Origin of the sequence: Pseudomonas sp. DWP3-1-2 (assembly GCF_049896285.1) — a bacterium.
Classification (GTDB): Bacteria; Pseudomonadota; Gammaproteobacteria; order Pseudomonadales; family Pseudomonadaceae; genus Aquipseudomonas.
The window spans coordinates 804,350-823,050 of the sequence record NZ_JAFCTZ010000001.1; the positions used below are offsets into that span (position 1 = coordinate 804,350).

The window sequence follows — 18,701 nt, forward strand, 5'->3', positions numbered from 1 at the left end:
CCCGCAGCCCTCCTTGATTCGGCAAGCAAATTGCTAACCTTTGACCGATTGCCCGCTTGTAACACGGCCGACGGCAGTAGCATCGTGTTCCTACTTTCACAGGCGCATCATCTGGTTACAAAGGTGCGCGGTATCCGGTACCTTGAGCAAATGCGGTATTGACGTGTAGATACCTGTGTCGCGTCGGACAACGTGTAAGACATTTCGTCGATCATGACCCTCAACCCTGATAGCCGCCTGCGCCCGTCAGTCCAGGATTCGAGTAATGCGTTTTGTTTTTCCATCGCTGATCGCTGTACTGCTGACCTTGCTTTCCGGTCTTCAAACCTTGTCCGCCGCTCCCCAGCACGCTTTGACCGTCTACGGTGAAGCGCCCCGCTATCCTGCTGATTTCAAACACTTCGATTATGTGAATCCCGACGCGCCAAAAGGGGGCAGCATGCGGCGCTCGGCACAGGAAATCGGTCAGTTCGATCACCTGATGCCCTACCTCGACAAAGGCACCGGCGTCTCACAGCTCAATGGCATGGTGTACTCGCCTCTGGCTGTAAAATCCCTCGACGAACCCTATACGGTCTACGGGCTGGTGGCCGAAAAAATGGAGCGCGGCGCTGACGGTTTATCGTTGCGCTTTTTCCTGAACCCCAAGGCACGCTTCGCTGACGGCACGCCGATTACGGCTGAAGACGTGCGCTACACCTATGACTTGCTGATGACCCAAGGCAGTCTGTCGTACCGCACTGAGTTTCAGGATGTAGAAGCCGTAGAAGTGGAATCACCCACTCGAATCCGCTTCGATTTCAAAAGTGCCGAAAACCGATCGCTGCCCCTGGACCTGGCATCCCTGCCGGTTTTCCCGGAACACTGGTGGAAAACCCGTGACTTTGCAGGCGGCGGAGGGTTTGAGATCCCTCTTGGCAGTGGGCCTTACAAGATCGCCAAGGTCGATCCGGGCCGCAGCATCACCTTCGCCCGAAACCCGGATTGGTGGGGCAAGGACCTACCGGTCAATCAGGGTTTTTACAACTTCGACTCGTTCAGCGTCGAGTATTTCGGCGATACCGACGTAGCCCGGCAAGTGCTCAAAGGCGGCGCCTACGATTACAACCGCGAATATTCCGCCACCGCCTATTCGATTCTGTACGACGGCCCCGCGCTGGATGACGGTCGCTTGCAGAAAGCACACCTGGCCAAAGGCGCGGTGCAGAGTTCCCAGGGTTTTGTGTTCAATCTGGATCGTCCGATGTTTCAGGATCGTCGCGTGCGACAGGCGTTGGCCATGCTGTGGGATTTCGAATGGACCAACCGGCAGATGATGCGCAACATGTACATCCGCCAGAACAGCTACTTCTCCAACTCGCCCCTGGCCGCAACGCAATTACCCACCGACGCCGAGCTGAAAATTCTGGAGCCGCTGCGTGGGCAAGTGCCGCCCGAGGTGTTCAACACGGTGTTTCACACCCCGAAAACCGATGGCACGGGCTTTATCCGTGACAAGCAGCTGCAAGCCCTGGGGCTGCTGGAGGAAGCCGGCTGGATGCCCAAGGGCGATCACTTGGTCAATGCCAAAGGCGAACCCCTCAGCTTTACCTTCCTCAATGGTCAGGCAGGCTTCGAGAAAATCCTGCTGCCTTACAAACGCAATCTGGCGCAGATCGGCGTCACGTTTGAAATACGCCGCATCGACGCCGCGCAGTACCTGAACCGTGTCATGGCCCGGGATTACGACATGATCGTCACCGGTTACCCGGTTTCTTCGTCTCCGGGCATGGAGCTGTACAACAACTTCGGCTCCAAAGGTGCCCGTGATCCTGGCTCCAGCAACTATATGGTCTTGCAGGACCCGGCGATCGATACTTTGATTGAAGGCGTGGTGAACGCCAGTAACAAATCGACCATGGTCAACTACGCACATTGTCTGGATCGGGTCCTGCAATGGGGCTATTACTGGATACCCAATTATTACCCCCCAGGGTCATCGACCGTCTGGTGGAATCGCTTTGGTATTCCCAAGGTGCAGGCCAGCAATGCTGAAGCCATCGACACCTGGTGGGAAGTCAGCCCTACCCCGCTGACCAACGAGCAATTTGCAACTAAACGCGGGGCCTCCGCCATCGCCTCGGAGATGCAGTGAATGCTCGGTTATCTACTGCGACGCCTGTTGCTGATCATTCCCACGCTGCTGTGTATCTTGCTGGTGAATTTTTTCATTGTTCAGGCCGCTCCCGGGGGGCCCGTGGAACAAGCCATTGCTCGCCTGCAAGGGATCGGCGGCGCCAGTGCCAGTGTCGGCAGTGGTGCGGGAGACGCGATCAACCCCAATCAATCCCGGGCCTCACGGGGGCTTGACCCCAAGTTGATCAAGGAAATCGAGCGGCAGTATGGCTTTGACAAGCCCCTGCACGAACGTATGTGGCTGATGCTCAAGAGCTATGCCCAGCTGGATTTCGGCAACAGCTTCTTCCGTGGGGCCAAGGTCACCGACCTGATCCTGCAAAAAATGCCGGTGTCCATTTCTCTGGGGTTGTGGGCAACGCTGCTGACCTATCTGATCTCGATCCCCCTGGGCATTCGCAAGGCGGTCAAACACGGCAGCCATTTTGATATCTGGAGCAGCACCGCGATCATCATTGGCTATGCCATGCCGGCGTTTCTGTTCGCGATGCTGTTGGTCGTGGTCTTCGCCGGTGGCACTTCGCTGAACTGGTTCCCGGTGCGCGGGCTGGTGTCAGACAACTTTGCTGAGCTGACAACCGTTGGCAAGATCGCCGATTACTTCTGGCATCTGGTCCTGCCGGTGTCCTCACTGGTAATTGGTGGGTTCGCCACCCTGACGATCCTCACCAAAAACTCGTTCCTCAATGAAATCACCCGCCAATACGTCGTGACCGCCCGCGCCAAGGGCCTTAGCGAGCGCAGAGTGCTGTACGGACACGTGTTCCGCAACGCGATGTTGTTGGTCGTGGCCGGCATCCCGCAAGCGTTCATCAGCGTGTTTTTCGCCGGCTCGCTGCTGATCGAGGTGATTTTTTCCCTCGATGGCCTGGGCCGCATGAGTTACGAAGCCGCCGTTTCGCGAGACTACCCGGTTGTGTTCGGTTCGCTGTTCATCTTCACGCTGTTTGGGTTGCTGATAAAACTGGTGGGGGACATCTGCTACACCCTGGTCGACCCCCGCATCGACTTTAGCGCGAGGAACGCCTGATGAGCAGACTTTCTCCGCTGGCCCGCCGCCGTCTGGACCGCTTTCGCAATAACCGTCGAGGCTGGTGGTCGTTGTGGCTGTTTTGCGGGCTGTTTTTGCTGAGTCTTGGGGGCGAAATCATCGCCAATGACAAGCCGTTGCTGCTCAGCTATCAGCACAGCCTGTATTTCCCGGCCTTTAAACGCTATACCGAGCAGGAATTTGGTGGCCAACTGCCTTTCCAGCCGGACTACCGCAGCGATTACGTGCGCGAGCTGATAAACAAAGGCGACGGCTGGATGCTGTTCCCGCCGATTCCCTTCAGCGATGACACCCCCAATTACGACCTGAACCGCCCTGCCCCAAGCCCACCCAGCGCCACCAACTGGTTGGGGACCGACGATCAGGCGCGGGATGTGTTGGCCCGGGTTATCTTCGGTGCCCGGGTTTCGATCCTGTTTGCGTTGGCCCTGACCTTTATCAGCGCCATCATCGGCATCGCCGCTGGCGCGTTGCAGGGGTATTACGGTGGCTGGGTGGACCTGCTCGGACAGCGTTTACTCGAGGTCTGGTCCGGGTTGCCGGTGCTGTACCTGCTGATCATCCTGTCGGGCTTTGTCGAGCCCAACTTCTGGTGGCTGCTGGGCATCATGGCGCTGTTTTCATGGTTGGCGCTGGTGGACGTGGTGCGCGCCGAATTTCTGCGCGGTCGCAACCTCGAATACGTCAAGGCCGCCCGGGCGCTGGGGCTGGGCGACCGCAAGGTGATCATGCGACACATTCTGCCCAACGCCATGAATGCGACGCTCAGCTACCTGCCGTTCATTCTGACCGGCGCCATCTCGACCCTGACGGCCCTGGATTTTCTCGGTTTCGGCATGCCCGCCGGCAGCGCCTCTTTGGGCGAGCTGATCGCTCAGGGTAAACAAAACCTGCAAGCGCCCTGGCTGGGGCTGACGGCGTTCTTCACCCTTGCGCTGATCCTTTCGCTATTGGTTTTCATAGGCGAGGCGCTACGTGATGCCTTCGACCCGAGGTCTTGAAATGACGGATAATCTGATCGAAATCCGTGACCTGAACGTTGCCTTCAATGGTCAGGTCGTGGTCAAGAACCTGTGCCTGGATATCCGCGCGGGCGAATGCCTGGCGTTGGTGGGCGAGTCCGGCTCGGGAAAATCCGTGACGGCGCACTCCATCCTGCAATTACTGCCCACCAGCGGCACGGCATGCACCGGCAGCATTCTTTATCGCGGTCAGCAATTGCTGGGCGCCAGCAGCAAGACGCTGCGTCAACTGCGCGGCAATCAGATCGCCATGATCTTTCAAGAGCCGATGACCTCGCTCAACCCGCTGCACACCGTGTCCAAACAGATCGGCGAAACCCTGCTGCTGCACCGGGGCTTGAGTGGCCGGGCGGCGCAAAAACGCATTCTTGAACTGCTCGAACTGGTGGGCATCCAGCACCCGCAGAAACGCCTGAAAGCCTACCCCCACGAGCTGTCGGGCGGGCAACGGCAACGCGTCATGATCGCCATGGCCCTGGCCTGTGAGCCGGAACTGTTGATCGCCGATGAACCCACCACGGCCCTTGATGTGACGGTACAGCGCAAAATCCTGCTGCTGCTCAAGGAGCTCCAGCAGCGCCTGAACATGTCGCTGTTACTGATCAGCCATGACCTGAACCTTGTGCACAGCGTGGCGCAGCGGGTCTGCGTGATGCGTGCCGGAGAAGTGGTCGAGCAGTCCGACTGCAAAACGTTGTTCCGGGCACCGCAACACCCCTACAGCAAGCTGTTGCTCGACGCCGAACCCGCTGGCGAGCCGCTGCCCCGGGACAGCCGCGAGCAAGTGTTGCAGGTCGATAACCTTCGGGTGTGGTTCTCCCTGGGGGGCGGCATCCTGCGTCGACACAAGGAATACCTCAAGGCGGTGGATGACATCAGCCTGAGCATCGAGCAGGGTAAAACCCTGGGGATCGTCGGCGAATCCGGTTCCGGAAAATCGACACTTGGTCAGGCAATCCTGCGCTTGCTGGAATCGCGTGGCAGTATCCGTTTTCAGGGTCAGGCACTGGACGGGTTGAATCAAAAGCAGATGCGACCCTGGCGTAAACAGATGCAGGTGGTTTTTCAGGACCCCTATGGCAGTCTCAGTCCGCGCATGTCGGTGGCGCAGATCATCAGTGAAGGCCTTGAAGTCCATAGCGAACTGGACCCGTTGCAGTGCGAAGTTGAAGTGATACGGGTATTGGAAGAAGTCGGCATCGACCCGCAAAGCCGCCACCGCTACCCCCACGAGTTTTCCGGAGGGCAGCGTCAGCGCATCGCTATCGCTCGGGCCCTGGTGCTCAAGCCTGCCTTGATCCTGCTGGATGAGCCGACCTCGGCCCTGGATCGCACGGTACAGAAACAAGTGGTGGCGCTATTGCGTCAATTGCAGGAAAAACACGGGTTGACGTATCTGTTCATCAGCCATGACCTTGCAATGGTCAAAGCCCTTGCCCATGACCTGATTGTGGTCAAGGACGGAAAAGTGGTCGAACGCGGCGCCAGCCATGATGTATTCGACACGCCCCAGCACCCTTACACCAAGGAATTGCTGGCGGCGGCGCATCCTGGGTTCAACTAAAAACGGGCATTCTGTGCGGCCAGACGCCGGATTCGAACAACGGAACACCCCATGAAAGACAGCAACAGCCTCCACGATTATCGGCGTGTACGACAACTGGCGATCCGTTCGCTGTTTGAAATCATTGAGCAGTCCAGCGAAGGCACCGTGATCGTCGACAAGGATGCTCGTATTGTCTGGATCAACGAACGGTACGCGCGCCGCTTCGGCCTTGCTGACCCCAGCGCTGCGTTGGGCCAGCCCTGTGAAAAGGTGATTCCCGGCAGCCTGTTGCGCCAGGTTGCAACCAATGGCCGGCCGATTCTGCTGGATATGATGGACACGGCCAAAGACCCGCTGGTGGTCATGCGTTTGCCCATCCACGACGTCTCCGGTGATCTGATCGGCGCCATCGGTTTTGCGTTGTTCGATGAACTGCATGCGCTGTCGCCGCTGCTCAAACGCTACCTGAGCATGCAGGAAGAACTGGCCTCCACCCGTTCGTTGTTGCGGGCACGCCAGGCCAAATACAGCTTTGCCCACTTTATCGGCACCAGTGCGGCCACCCTTGAAGTCAAGCGGCGCGCCCGGCGCAGTGCGGGTGCGCAGTCGCCGGTCTTGCTACTGGGTGAAACCGGCACGGGTAAAGAGCTCCTTGCCCATGCCATCCACAGCGCCTCCGACCGGGCTCATAAGCCGTTTGTCAGCATCAACAGCGCAGCCATCCCGGAAACGTTGCTGGAGGCTGAGTTTTTCGGGACCGCGCCGGGGGCCTTTACCGGGGCTGATCGCAAAGGGCGTCCTGGCAAGCTGCAAATCGCTCAGGGCGGGACCTTGTTTCTTGATGAAATCGGCGACATGCCCCTGTCACTGCAAAGCAAGCTACTGCGGGTGCTACAGGAAAAGGAGTACGAACAGGTAGGCTCCAATGACGTCATCCAGAGCGACATTCGCCTGATTGCCGCCACTTCGATTGATCTGGAAACAGCCATCAAACGAGGCGAATTTCGCGCTGACCTGTATTACCGGTTGAGTGTGCTGCCGATTACGGTGCCGCCCCTGCGTGAACGCCTGGACGACCTTCCGTCCCTCAGCGAGGCGATTCTCGAAGACTTGCGTAGCCAGCACGAGCTGGACAGCAGCGCCCTGGCATTGCTGGCGCAGCATGCATGGCCTGGAAATATCCGGGAACTGCGCAACGTCCTTGAGCGGGCAGCCTTGCTCAGCGACGAACTCATTCTTAATGCCAAGGAAATTCGCGCCGCGATCGGTCAGTTGATTCCCGTACGTTCGGAGTCAAACGCGTCAGTTCCACCTGTCTTCGAGACATTCAGTCAGGCGCGGCAGCGGTTTGATCGGCAACTGATCGAACAGGCGTTGCTGCACTGCTCGGGAAACGTGGTTGAAGCGGCCAGCCAACTGGGGCTGGGGCGCTCTACGCTTTACAAGAAAATGGCCGCGCTGGGCATTGCCGAGTCTCAATAGAGAGACATGATCTCGTTATTGAGACTCACGTTGCGTTCACCCCGTCTAGACGCATTTTCCCGGGATTTACTGGAGTCAACTGAAGGCAGACCATCTTTCCAGTCTCTATAGTGAGACTGAAAAGATGGACAGGCCGTGTCTTCCTATAAATTCCCTTTCAATAACAATGACTTAGAAAACTGGCACGAAACCCGCTATACCGCTGGAGCGGCACCGCCGCAGCCGAAAACAATAACAATATGCCGACCGGATTCAGCGAGCCACGCAGAGCGCCCTCGGCAGCCTCTGAGTTCGTTGCGTCTTCAGGCCAGGAGACACTCAATGAGTGTGATCATCGCCTTGGCAGCCCTCGCGCTGTTGATGCTTGCTGCGTATCGTGGTTACAGCGTTATCCTCTTTGCCCCCATCGCTGCCATGGGTGCAGTGTTATTGACCGACCCTTCTGCTGTGGCCCCGGCGTTTACCGGGGTGTTCATGGACAAGATGGTCGGCTTCGTCAAACTGTACTTCCCCGTGTTCCTGTTAGGCGCCGTGTTTGGCAAGCTGATCGAGTTGTCCGGATTTTCCAGGGCCATCGTGGCTGCGGCCATCGGGGTTCTCGGCACTCGTCAGGCCATGCTGGTCATTGTGCTGGTCTGCGCCCTGCTCACTTACGGTGGCGTTTCGCTGTTTGTGGTGGTGTTTGCGGTCTACCCGTTTGCAGCGGAAATGTTTCGCCAAAGCAATATTCCCAAGCGATTGATACCCGCTACCATCGCCCTGGGTGCGTTCTCGTTCACCATGGACGCCCTGCCCGGCACGCCGCAGATCCAGAACATCATTCCCACGACCTTCTTCAACACCACGGCATGGGCCGCGCCCTGGCTCGGCTTGATCGGCGCGATATTCGTGTTTTGCGCCGGCATGCTGTACCTGCAGCGCCAGCGCAACAAGGCCTACAAAGCGGGCGAAGGTTATGGCACTGAGTTGCGCAATGAGCCGGAAACCGCGGACGACATCAAGCTGCCCAACCCCTGGGTTGCCCTGTCGCCCTTGCTGCTGGTGGGCCTGATGAACCTGCTGTTCACGTGGTGGATTCCTCAGTTGTATGGCAAGACCCACACCCTGTCGCTGCCGGGCATGGCCACACCGGTCCAGACCGATATCGCCAAGCTGACCGCTATTTGGGCCGTGGAAGCCGCGCTGCTGATAGGCATTGTAATGGTGCTGATCTGTGGTTTCGGCGCGATACGCAGCCGCCTGGCTGAAGGCAGCAAAAGCGCCGTGAGTGGCGCATTGCTGGCAGCGATGAATACCGCATCGGAATATGGCTTCGGCGCCGTCATCGCATCCTTGCCCGGCTTTCTGGTTCTGGCGGACTGGCTGAAAAACATCCCCAATCCGCTGGTCAACGAAGCCGTTACGGTCACGTTGTTGGCGGGGATCACCGGGTCAGCTTCAGGCGGAATGAGCATTGCACTGGCGGCCATGTCCGACAGCTTTATCAGTGCCGCCAATGCGGCCAATATCCCGCTCGAAGTGCTGCACCGTGTGGCCTCCATGGCCAGCGGCGGCATGGATACCCTGCCCCACAACGGCGCGGTGATTACCTTGCTGGCCGTCACCGGCCTGACGCACCGCGAAGCGTATCGCGACATCTTCGGCATCACCATTATCAAGACCCTGGCCGTGTTCGTCGTGATCGGCACCTTCTACGCCACGGGCATCGTTTGAGGAACACACCATGAGTCTGCAAGGTAAAACGGCACTGGTTACGGGTTCCACCAGCGGTATCGGCCTGGGTATTGCGTTGACCCTGGCCAGGGCCGGCGCGAATCTGATCCTCAACGGGTTCGGGGATGCGCAGGCGGTGATTGCCGAGGTCGAACAATGGGGTGGCAAAGTCGGCCATCACCCGGCAGACGTCAGCAAACCCGAGCAAATCGCCGACATGATGGCTTATGCGGAGCGAGATTTCGGTGGCGTCGACATTCTGGTCAACAACGCGGGTATCCAGCATGTCGATACGGTGGAGGATTTTCCCATTGAACGCTGGGATTCCATCATTGCGATCAACCTGTCTTCGGTGTTTCACACGACGCGCCTTTGTCTGCCCGGCATGCGCGACAAAAACTGGGGGCGCATTGTAAACATTGCGTCGGTGCACGGGCTGGTCGGGTCCACCGGCAAGGCTGCCTATGTGGCTGCCAAGCATGGCGTCATCGGGCTGACCAAAGTCGTGGGCCTTGAGACGGCAACCAGCAATGTCACCTGCAATGCGATCTGCCCCGGCTGGGTGCTGACGCCGCTGGTGCAGCAGCAGATCGACGATCGCGCGGCGGTCAGTGGCGACGCGCAACAGGCCAGGCATGATCTGCTCGCCGAAAAACAACCATCACTGGAATTCGTGACGCCCTCACAGCTGGGTGAGCTGGTGCTGTTCCTGTGCAGTGACGCCGCCAGCCAGGTACGAGGGGCGGCATGGAACGTCGATGGTGGCTGGCTGGCACGTTGAATCAGAGGTCCTGATTGCCGCCGTCGCGTTCTTCCACCAGCCCCCAGTCCGCCGCATTCACGCTCGCGGCGGGCGCGGGTGGCGGTGGCGGCGTCGTCAGTTGCCCCGCCACACCACCTTCGCCATGAAGTTTGAGGCGCAAGCGCACGTTGTTCTGCGAATCAGCGTGTTTGAGTGCCTCCTCTTCGCTGATCACCCCTTCGACGGCCAACTCGAACAGCGCCGCATCAAAGGTCTGCATCCCAAGCCCTGCTGACTTTTCCATGATGCCCTTGAGCTCATTAAGCTCGTTGCGCTGGATCAGGTCGCGAATGGTCGGCGTGCCCATCATCACTTCCACGGCCGCACGGCGCTTGCCGTCGGTGGTCTTGACCAGACGTTGGGAAACGAACGCTTTGAGGTTGTTACCCAGATCGTGCAGCAGTTGCTGGCGTCTTTCCTCCGGGAAGAAGTTGATGATGCGGTCCAGCGCCTGATTGGCGTTATTGGCGTGCAGCGTGGAAATCGCCAAATGGCCGGTATCGGCGAAAGCCAACGCATGCTCCATGGTTTCCCGATCACGGATTTCGCCGATGAGAATCACGTCCGGCGCCTGACGCAGGGTGTTTTTCAACGCGGCATGGAAGCTGCGGGTATCGACGCCCACTTCGCGCTGATTGATGATCGACTTTTTGTGCCGGTGAATGAACTCCACCGGATCCTCAATGGTGATGATGTGGCCGCTGGAGTGGCGATTACGGTGGTCGATCAGCGCCGCCAGGGAGGTGGACTTGCCTGAACCCGTGCCCCCGACAAACAGCACCAGCCCGTGCTTTTCCATAATCACGTCGAGCAATACCGGCGGCAGGAAAAGATCCTCGAAACGCGGGATGTCCAGTTTGATGTTGCGCGCCACGATAGAGACTTCGTTGCGTTGCATGAAAATGTTGATCCGGAACCGGCCAATACCGGCCATGGAGACCGCCAGGTTCATTTCCAGCTCGCGATGGAATTCCAGCTTTTGCTCGGCATCCATGATGTTTTGTGCCACTGCAGCGATTTCCCCCGGCTTCAGGGTCTCGGTGCCCAAGGGCTTGAGCACGCCATTGAACTTGGCGCACGGCGGCGCGCCGGTCGAAAGGTAAAGGTCCGATCCATCCTGGCTGGCCAGAATCTTCAATAACGCCGGGAAATCCATAAGCAACACCGCGCAAGATAAGTGAGATGAAGGCGAGTCACCTGCAGGCAAGCCCGTTCTTCAGGTTCAATGGCCGTAGCTTGGCTGCACAAGCCCATGGGATGCAATCACTGATGCGTCCAGTATTGAGTCAGCGCCGCTGAATAAACATCACGGGACAAAAATCCGGCTGGCCGGATGTGTGATAATGGCCGCCGTTTTTTCTTCAGGCATCTGTCACATGAAAGCCCAAGCCCGTCACATTCTGGTGAAAACAGCCGAAGAGGCCGAGCAACTGAAGGTACGTATCGCCAAGGGTGAAGCCTTCGATGTGCTGGCAAAAAAACACTCCACCTGCCCGTCCGGTAAACGCGGCGGCGATTTGGGTGAGGTCAGACCCGGCCAGATGGTCGGGGCCATTGATCAGGTCATCTTCAAAAAGCCGCTGCGCGTCGTGCATGGTCCGATCAAGAGCAAATTTGGCTACCACCTCGTTCAGGTTTTCTATCGGGATTGAGACCCGCCCCGCTCACCGGAGGCTGGGCATGGCGCTGGCGGGAATCAACGCGCCAGGGTGCTGGATCACAATGCTGGCCAGTCGGTGTCCGGCATGCGCCGCCTCTACGGGGCTTGCGCCCCGCAACCTCATCGACAGATAACCGGCGCTGAATGAATCGCCCGCGGCCGTGGTATCCACCACGTGGGGCACCGGGTGCGATGGCACCTCGAAACGATCACCCCCCGATTCCACCAGACAACTCCGGGCACCGCGTTTGACCACCACTTCACTGATACCCAGTTCCCGATACGCCGTCATCAGCGCTTCGCTGTCGGTGTAACCGTAGAGCGTCTGCTCGTCGTCTTCGGTGAGCAACGCCAGATCGACGTAGGCCATGCAGTCGCGATACGCCGCCCGAGCCTGCTCGATGCTTTGCCACAAACGCGGTCGGTAGTTGTTGTCGAACACCACCCGCACACCGTTCGCCCTGGCCTGTTTCAGCCGCGAAAGCAACCGCTCCCGGCCACACTTACCCAGCACCGCCAAGGTAATCCCGCTCAGGTAAATAACGTCGTAGCCCAGCAGCTCGTTGAGAATGACGTCTGATTCCGGCGTGACAAAACAATCACGTACGGCCGCTTCATTACGCCAGTACAGGAAACGTCGTTCGCCATTGGCATCGGTCTGGATGCAATACAACCCCGGCAAACGCCCTGGCAGGCGCTGCACCTTGCTCAAGCCAATGCCTTCCTGCTCCCAGTGGCGGCACATGGCGTCACTGAAACTGTCGTCACCCAAGGCGGTGACGTAGTCCACCTGGGCCGTACACCCCAGCATCCGTGCGATATACACCGCCGTGTTGAGGGTGTCACCGCCAAAACTCTGCTGGAGACTGCCATTGGCCTGTTGCTGCAATTCGATCATGCACTCGCCGATCAGGGCGATGCGCGGGTGACTGTGACTGACCAGCTCACTCATGTTGATGATCTCCGGGCCATCAAAAGCAGGTGTCGAAGGTTTCGATGACTTGCAGTTGTTCATCCACAAGGCAACCGGTGCGCCACTTGTCAAACGTGAGACAAGGATGGGAGGTGCCGAAAGAGATGACGTCACCCACCTTCAGTTCACAACCGGCAGCGACGGTCATGAACGCATGCTGATCCATCACCGCCGTCACTGTGCAGGCGCTGACGTCCTCGCCTTTAGCCGGCAACTCGCCCGCTTTGTAACGGCGCAGGGGGTTAGGCAAACCTGCGTCAAACGCCACATCGCGCTTGCCCATGGCGATCACCGCAAAACCCGGCTCGGGCAACGATTGCACATGCGCCCAGACTTCCAGCGCCGGACGCAGGCCTTCAGTCAGCTCACTGCGGCGGTCGAGCACGCAACATTGCGCGTCTTTATAGATACCGTGGTCATGCACCACGTAGCTGCCGGGGCGCAACACGCCGAGAAATCGGTCGCGAACCTGACGCTGATCGAAGGCTTCGGCAATCAAGTCATACCAGGCTGAGCCGGACGCCGTCACAATCGGCCGATCCAGCGTAAACGCCCCTTTGTCCTGGAGTTCAACAGCCAGTCGTACCAGCGAAGCCGCAAAGGCCCGGATGTCGTTGACCGCCTTGTCCCCGTGAATCACACCTTCGTAACCCTCGATGCCCGTCAGGGCCAGGGCCGGTTGCGCAGCAATGGCATCGGCCAGATCCAGAACGCCCTGTTCGGTACGGCAACCGCAGCGTCCGCCCGGCACGCCGTATTCAATCATTACGTTCAGGCGCAGCCCCCGGGAGGCGAAAAACTCGCCCAGGGCCGCGACGTTGTCCGGGTGGTCGACCATGCAGTGGAAGTCGAACATCGGGTCCGCCAGCAAGTCAGCGATCATCGCCATATTGGGCGTGCCGACCAATTGATTGGCCATCAGCACCCGGCGCACACCGTGGGCATAAGCCGCATGGGTCTGCACGGCGGTGGCCAGGGTGATGCCCCAGGCACCTTCCTCCAGTTGCCGCCGAAACAACGCCGGGGCCATGCTGGTCTTGCCATGGGGCGCCAGTTCCGCGCCGCTGTTGCTGACAAAAGCCTGCATCCAGCGAATGTTGTGATCCAGCGCCTCACGGTGAATAACCAGCGCGGGCAGGCTGACGTCTCGAACCAGATGATCACCCGGCGCGGCGGCGCCCTTTTCTACCACTGCAATGCCCATGAGCGTTCTCCAGCGTTTTATTCGTTGATTCGGCGAGCGAGGCCATTGGCACTGGCAATCAGCACGCGTCGATAGTCGTCGTAGTTGTTCTTGGCATCGGACCGGGGCGCGACGATACACAGCGTTGCGATGCACACCCCTTTGTCATCCTTGACCGGCGCGGCGAAGCAATGGGTGAAGGTGTCGGCCACGCTGTCGAAGGAGAAAAAGCCCTCTTCGCCTGCCTTGCGGATCTCGGCGAGAAACCTCTCCATGGGCAAGCGCTCCCCGTTCGGAAGGATGAAATCCTGCGGATCGATCAGGTCGGCGATTTCCTGGTCGCTCAGATGGCACAGCAACAAGCGCCCGGAAGCGGTCCAGGGAATGGGGGCGTTTTCGCCGATATCGGACGAAATGCGAAAATGCCGCTCACCTTCCTTCATCAGGGCAACGGTGTACTTGCGGCCGTTGAGCAGGCACATCTGCGCCGTTTCCCGCGTCTGGCTGACAATGTCGGTGAGGCAATTCTGCGCTTCGCGTGTGAAATCGAAATGGCGCAGATGCGCTTGCCCCAGGAAATACAATTGCCGCCCCAGATACACATGCCCTTCCTTGCCGACGGGCTCAAGAATCCGGCGTTCCAGCAACGAGCTGATCAACTCATAGACCGTCGATTTCGGACTGCCGATGCCACCGGCGATTTCATTGGGCCGTAGCGGCGTGCCCTTCTCTTTGAGGAAATCGAGAATATCGAACGCCCGATCCAGGCCCCGTGCCCTGCGTTTGATGGTGTCTTCGGTCATGTCTGACGTGTCCCTGGCGCATTCAAGCGTCGTAAAAGAGGAAGCAGTCTCAAGCCACCCGCTGCACGGTGCAAGAACAACCGGGTGGGCACCGCAAAGCTTGGCGCTTCATTATTTACGCTTGTACGCCACGCAATCGATCTCTACCTTGCAATCCACCATCATGTTGGCTTGCACGCAGGCTCGCGCCGGAGCATGTTCGGGTTTGAAATATTCACCGAACACCTTGTTGAAGCTCCAGAAATCACGGGGGTCTTCCAGCCAGACGCCCACCCGGACGACATCCTCAAGCCCGTAACCGGCTTCCGTGAGAATCGCCACCAGGTTGTCCAGGGTCTTGCGGGTCTGCTCGACAATGCCACCGACGATGATCTCGCCATCCTGCGCCGGTACCTGTCCTGACACATACAACCAGCCATCGGCCTCCACCGCGCGAGCAAATGGACGCGGCTGACCGCCACCGGCGACGCTACCTGCGCCGTAACGGGTAATACTCATAACGTTTCTCCTACCAATAAAGGGTTAACACTCAGAAGCGAATGTTTTTCAAAAACTCGCCCAAACGCGCGGACTTCGGCTGCTCGAACAACGCCTTGGGCGGACCTTGTTCCTCGATGCGCCCTTGGTTCATGAATACGATCTGGTCAGAGACCTCATACGCAAAGCGCATTTCATGGGTCACTAACAGCATGGTCATGCCGTCCTCCGCCAGCCCTTTGATGACGCTGAGGACTTCACCCACCAGTTCCGGGTCCAGCGCCGAGGTCACTTCATCGAACAGCATCAGGCTGGGGTTCATGGCGATTGCACGGGCGATGGCAACGCGTTGCTGTTGACCACCGGAGAGCTGCCCCGGGAAATGATTGCGACGCTCCAGCAGGCCGACCCGGTCCAGCCACTTCTCCGCCAGCGCCACCGCCTGGTCCTTAGGCAGCTTTTTGACTTTGAGCAGACCCAACGTCACGTTCTGCAACGCGCTCAGATGGGGAAACAGATTGAATTGCTGAAAAGCCATGCCCGTCATGGCCCGATGGCTGGCAATGACTTTTTCGGGATGACGCACCCGCCTGCCATCAATGTCGCTGTAGCCGATGTCTTGACCTTCAAGGCGGATATGTCCGCCCTGAAACTCTTCCAGCAGGTTGACGCAGCGCAACAGCGTGGTCTTGCCCGAGCCGCTGGAACCGATCAGGGTGACGACATTGCCCTTCTGCATGCGCAAATCGACGCCTTTGAGCACCTCGACATTGCCATAGGATTTATGCAGCCCTTCGATACTCAGCAAGGCGGGGCCAGGGTTTACGGTTTGAGTCTGTGTCATGGCAAGGCCACCCGTTTTTCGATTTGCCGCCCAAGAAGCTCAATGGCGTAGTTGATGACGAAGAAGAGAAAACCGGCGAACAGATAAAACTCCAGCGTCATGAACGTGCGAGCAATCACCTGCTGGGTGCTCAGCAGCAGTTCTGCCACACCAATCACCGACAGCAGCGTCGAGGCCTTGACGATTTCCGTGGATGAATTGACCCATGTGGGCAGAATCTGCCGCAATGCCTGAGGCAGCAGCACATACATCAGGGATTGACCAAATGTCAGCCCGATGGCCTTGCCAGCCTCCAGTTGACCCCGAGGGATAGCCTGCAACGCGCCGCGTACGATTTCTGCGACGTGGGACCCGCAAAACAGCGTCAGGCCCAACGCGCCAGCCTGAAACGCGCTAATGGGCAAGCCCAGCGCGGGTGTCATATAAAACACGGCCAGCACCAGGACGAACACCGGTGTGCCTCGAATCAGATCAACGTAGATACGGAACGGCAACCGCGCCCATACATTGCCGTAGGTCAGGATCAGCCCGGCGAACACGCCGATCAGCGTGCCGCAGACGATGGCCAGCGCCGAACACTGCACGCTGGTCAGAAATCCCGCCCACAGGGTTTCACGGGCGATCCACAGCTCATGCAGCCAGGAAGGTTGTTCATACATGATTCACGCCTCCTATCGACGAATGGCCAAGCGCTGTTCGAGGTGGCGCAAGAGCATGGCGATGACGTAGCAAGCCACCACATACAGCCCGGTGGTCACCAGCCAGGTTTCAATGACCCGATAACTCTCGACATTGATCTTGCGTGCGTAATACGTCAGTTCCGGCACCGCAATGGCGGCCGCCAGCGACGTGTCCTTGAACAACGAAATGAAGTTGTTGGACAGCGCCGGCAAGACGTTGCGCAGCATGACGGGCACCAGGATGTAGGCCTTTACCTGCCACTCACCCAAGCCAATGGCCAGCCCGGCTTCGCGCTGGCCTTTATGAATGCTCAACAAACCGGCGCGAAACACTTCGGTCAGGTAGGCCCCGGCATAAAGCGACAGGGTGACAATGAACGACGCCAGCTTGTCCAGGCGGATTCCCAGGCCAGGCAGCGCGAAGTAGATCAACAGAATCAGCACCAGGATCGGCGTATTGCGCACCACCGTCACATACACCGAAGCGACCAAACGGAGCGCACGGTGCCGGGACAGCAGCGCAAACGCCGTCATCAGGCCAATCACGCAGCCAATGGCGATCGAAATCAGCGCCAGTTCCAGCCCCAATCCCAGCCCCGCCAGCAAACTTGGAAAATCGCGCCAGACTGCGGCGAAGTTCAATTGATAATTCATGGTCAGCACTACCTGGGACAGGACGACAACCCCGTCATCCCTGCCCCGTCAGTCAGGTTCGGATTACTTGAATTCCATGGGAAAGCCGATCGCCGGCGTTGGCAGATCCACACCGAACCACTGCTTGAACGACGCCGCGTAAGTCGGAAACTCAACGCCCGTCATGGCTTCGTGCAGCGCTGTATTCACGAAATTGAGCCAATCCTGATCCCCACGTTTGACCGCACAAGCGTAGGTTTGCGGGCTCCAGGCAAAGGCTGGCGAACGATAGCGGCCAGGGTTCTGCACCATCAGGTACTTGACCGAGGACTGATCCGTGGCGGCTGCATCGGCCCGTCCGGAATTGATCGCCTGGTACATCAAGTCCACGCTGTCGTATTGATCGACCTTCGCTTGAGGCAGTGCCTGATGCACCAACTCCTCGGCATATACGTTTTGCAGCACAGCCACGATCACGCCGCTTCCCGCCGACTTCAGGTCGTCAATTTCCTTGTACTTGCTGTTGGCTGGCAGCAGCAAGGCCACGCCTTCGCGGTAATACGGCAAGGTAAACGCCACTTGTTGAGCGCGACTGGCGGTGACGGTAATGAACTGGCAACTGATGTCGACCTTGTCGGTCAGCAGGTTGGGAATCCGCGCATCCGAAGACTGCACGACGAATTCGACTTTGCCTGGGTCATTGAACAAGCCTTTGGCAATGATCCGGCCGATGTCGATATCGAACCCCTGCAATTTGCCGTCTGCGCCCTGGAAGTGCCAAGGGGCATTGGTGCTACCGGTGCCCACGATCAGTTTTCCACGTTGCAATACACTGTCGAGGCGACCGTTTTCGGCGGCCTGCGCCGAGACGCTGAACGTGGCCAGCACTGCAATTACGCCTGCAAAGGTTTTCAAGCAAGAAGGTCTGCTACCCATGACATGAACTCCGCCGAGAATAAGAGTGTTCCGCTATGACGGAACTGAGTATGTAACAACGGAATAGACAGCAGAAAGTGTGCCACGCCCCGACCCGAATTACGCACGGGAAAAGAATTTCCATCGCGATCATAGAGATAGCTTCGTGAAGAGCCGGACGGATACCGATACCATGGGCAACTGATTTGCTACTGTTGGCAACATCCGGATAACAACGCCTCAATGGAGTGCGCGATGCGCCACACCTGCGCACGCGGTCAGTTCACCCGTTGTCAGGCCATTCCCCTTCCGGCGTTTGCTATTTGTCCTTTTTTTGGAGCCTGCATGACTCAAACCGAACATCCACACCAGATTGCCCTGGCAAGATTTCTCGCAGCGCATCCGCAGCTTCAGGATGAACTCGATCACCTCAATCCGCTGGCTGCCCAGGCAGCAGGTGTCACAGCGCAGGCGTATCGCGACGAGCGCCTGCACGAAGCTTTCGAAGAAGAAGCTCAGCGCTTGGGGTTTTTCGCCTGGGAACTGACGTTACAACTGACGGCCGAGTCCCCGGAAGCATTCGACGCCCAACGTCGTGAAGTGCATAAAGAGGTTGCGGAAATGGCCGGTATGCAATGGGCGCAATATTGTGAACTGCACGGCCTCGAGCCCTGAATCCGGCCCTGCTCTTTACTTCAGAATATCCATGACCGTTCGTCGCAACCGAAGGCACCCTTGCAGC

The 18,701-nt window shown here is 58.6% G+C and carries 18 protein-coding genes; 9 read left to right on the top strand and 9 right to left on the bottom strand.

Features of this window, described 5'->3' with window-relative positions:
• Window positions 1-265: 265 nt before the first annotated feature.
• The 7 genes from ACP7B0_RS03805 (at window position 266) to ACP7B0_RS03835 (ending at window position 9,770) form a co-directional block, all read left to right on the top strand.
• Window positions 266-2,134, top strand: a complete 1,869-nt coding sequence (locus ACP7B0_RS03805) for an extracellular solute-binding protein (RefSeq protein ID WP_426139569.1) — start codon at window positions 266-268, stop codon at window positions 2,132-2,134.
• Window positions 2,135-3,205, top strand: a complete 1,071-nt coding sequence (locus ACP7B0_RS03810; RefSeq protein ID WP_426139570.1) for a microcin C ABC transporter permease YejB — start codon at window positions 2,135-2,137, stop codon at window positions 3,203-3,205.
• The gene (locus ACP7B0_RS03815) at window positions 3,205-4,227 is read left to right on the top strand and encodes an ABC transporter permease (RefSeq protein WP_426139571.1); all 1,023 of its coding nucleotides are present in this window, start codon (window positions 3,205-3,207) and stop codon (window positions 4,225-4,227) included. The genes ACP7B0_RS03810 and ACP7B0_RS03815 overlap by 1 nt, the downstream gene beginning before the upstream one ends.
• A gap of 1 nt (window position 4,228) precedes the next feature.
• Window positions 4,229-5,812, top strand: coding sequence for an ABC transporter ATP-binding protein (locus ACP7B0_RS03820; protein ID WP_426139572.1), 1,584 nt, complete (start codon window positions 4,229-4,231; stop codon window positions 5,810-5,812).
• Between the two features lie 51 nt (window positions 5,813-5,863).
• Window positions 5,864-7,276 (top strand): sigma-54 interaction domain-containing protein, encoded by a 1,413-nt coding sequence (locus ACP7B0_RS03825; protein WP_426139573.1) that lies wholly within the window; start codon window positions 5,864-5,866, stop codon window positions 7,274-7,276.
• 321 nt (window positions 7,277-7,597) lie between these two features.
• Complete coding sequence (locus ACP7B0_RS03830; RefSeq protein ID WP_426139574.1) at window positions 7,598-8,989, top strand: GntP family permease; 1,392 nt, start codon at window positions 7,598-7,600, stop codon at window positions 8,987-8,989.
• A 10-nt stretch (window positions 8,990-8,999) separates the two neighbouring features.
• Complete coding sequence (locus ACP7B0_RS03835) at window positions 9,000-9,770, top strand: 3-hydroxybutyrate dehydrogenase (protein ID WP_426139575.1); 771 nt, start codon at window positions 9,000-9,002, stop codon at window positions 9,768-9,770.
• A 1-nt stretch (window position 9,771) separates the two neighbouring features.
• On the opposite strand, the gene ACP7B0_RS03840 is transcribed toward ACP7B0_RS03835, so the two are convergent.
• Window positions 9,772-10,947: a PilT/PilU family type 4a pilus ATPase gene (locus tag ACP7B0_RS03840; protein WP_426139576.1), complete on the bottom strand. Its 1,176-nt coding sequence runs from the start codon at window positions 10,945-10,947 to the stop codon at window positions 9,772-9,774.
• A gap of 220 nt (window positions 10,948-11,167) precedes the next feature.
• Here ACP7B0_RS03840 and ACP7B0_RS03845 point away from each other — a divergent pair, with 220 nt between their 5' ends.
• Window positions 11,168-11,443 carry a peptidylprolyl isomerase gene (locus ACP7B0_RS03845; RefSeq protein ID WP_020290056.1) on the top strand — a complete coding sequence of 92 codons (276 nt, stop codon included), beginning with the start codon at window positions 11,168-11,170 and terminating at the stop codon, window positions 11,441-11,443.
• Window positions 11,444-11,455: 12 nt separating this feature from the next.
• Here ACP7B0_RS03845 and ACP7B0_RS03850 read toward each other — a convergent pair whose 3' ends face one another.
• From ACP7B0_RS03850 to ACP7B0_RS03885, 8 genes are all read right to left on the bottom strand, one after another.
• On the bottom strand, window positions 11,456-12,403 hold the full coding sequence (locus ACP7B0_RS03850) for a sugar kinase (RefSeq protein WP_426139577.1): 948 nt from the start codon (window positions 12,401-12,403) through the stop codon (window positions 11,456-11,458).
• Between the two features lie 19 nt (window positions 12,404-12,422).
• The gene (locus tag ACP7B0_RS03855; protein ID WP_426139578.1) at window positions 12,423-13,628 is read right to left on the bottom strand and encodes an amino acid deaminase; all 1,206 of its coding nucleotides are present in this window, start codon (window positions 13,626-13,628) and stop codon (window positions 12,423-12,425) included.
• A 17-nt stretch (window positions 13,629-13,645) separates the two neighbouring features.
• Window positions 13,646-14,410: an IclR family transcriptional regulator gene (locus tag ACP7B0_RS03860; protein WP_426139579.1), complete on the bottom strand. Its 765-nt coding sequence runs from the start codon at window positions 14,408-14,410 to the stop codon at window positions 13,646-13,648.
• A gap of 111 nt (window positions 14,411-14,521) precedes the next feature.
• Window positions 14,522-14,908 (bottom strand): RidA family protein, encoded by a 387-nt coding sequence (locus ACP7B0_RS03865; RefSeq protein WP_426139580.1) that lies wholly within the window; start codon window positions 14,906-14,908, stop codon window positions 14,522-14,524.
• Window positions 14,909-14,939: 31 nt separating this feature from the next.
• Window positions 14,940-15,731 (bottom strand): amino acid ABC transporter ATP-binding protein, encoded by a 792-nt coding sequence (locus tag ACP7B0_RS03870; RefSeq protein WP_426139581.1) that lies wholly within the window; start codon window positions 15,729-15,731, stop codon window positions 14,940-14,942.
• Window positions 15,728-16,390: an amino acid ABC transporter permease gene (locus tag ACP7B0_RS03875; protein ID WP_426139582.1), complete on the bottom strand. Its 663-nt coding sequence runs from the start codon at window positions 16,388-16,390 to the stop codon at window positions 15,728-15,730. Before ACP7B0_RS03875 ends, ACP7B0_RS03870 begins: the two co-directional genes overlap by 4 nt.
• Window positions 16,391-16,402: 12 nt before the next feature.
• A complete protein-coding gene (locus ACP7B0_RS03880; RefSeq protein ID WP_426139583.1) occupies window positions 16,403-17,065 on the bottom strand; it encodes an amino acid ABC transporter permease in 663 nt (220 codons plus the stop codon).
• 63 nt (window positions 17,066-17,128) lie between these two features.
• Entirely contained in the window at window positions 17,129-17,980 is an 852-nt protein-coding gene (locus ACP7B0_RS03885; RefSeq protein ID WP_426139584.1) for a transporter substrate-binding domain-containing protein, read from the bottom strand.
• A gap of 324 nt (window positions 17,981-18,304) precedes the next feature.
• Between ACP7B0_RS03885 and ACP7B0_RS03890 the strand changes: the two genes are divergently transcribed.
• A complete protein-coding gene (locus ACP7B0_RS03890; RefSeq protein ID WP_426139586.1) occupies window positions 18,305-18,634 on the top strand; it encodes a DUF6388 family protein in 330 nt (109 codons plus the stop codon).
• Window positions 18,635-18,701: the final 67 nt, after the last annotated feature.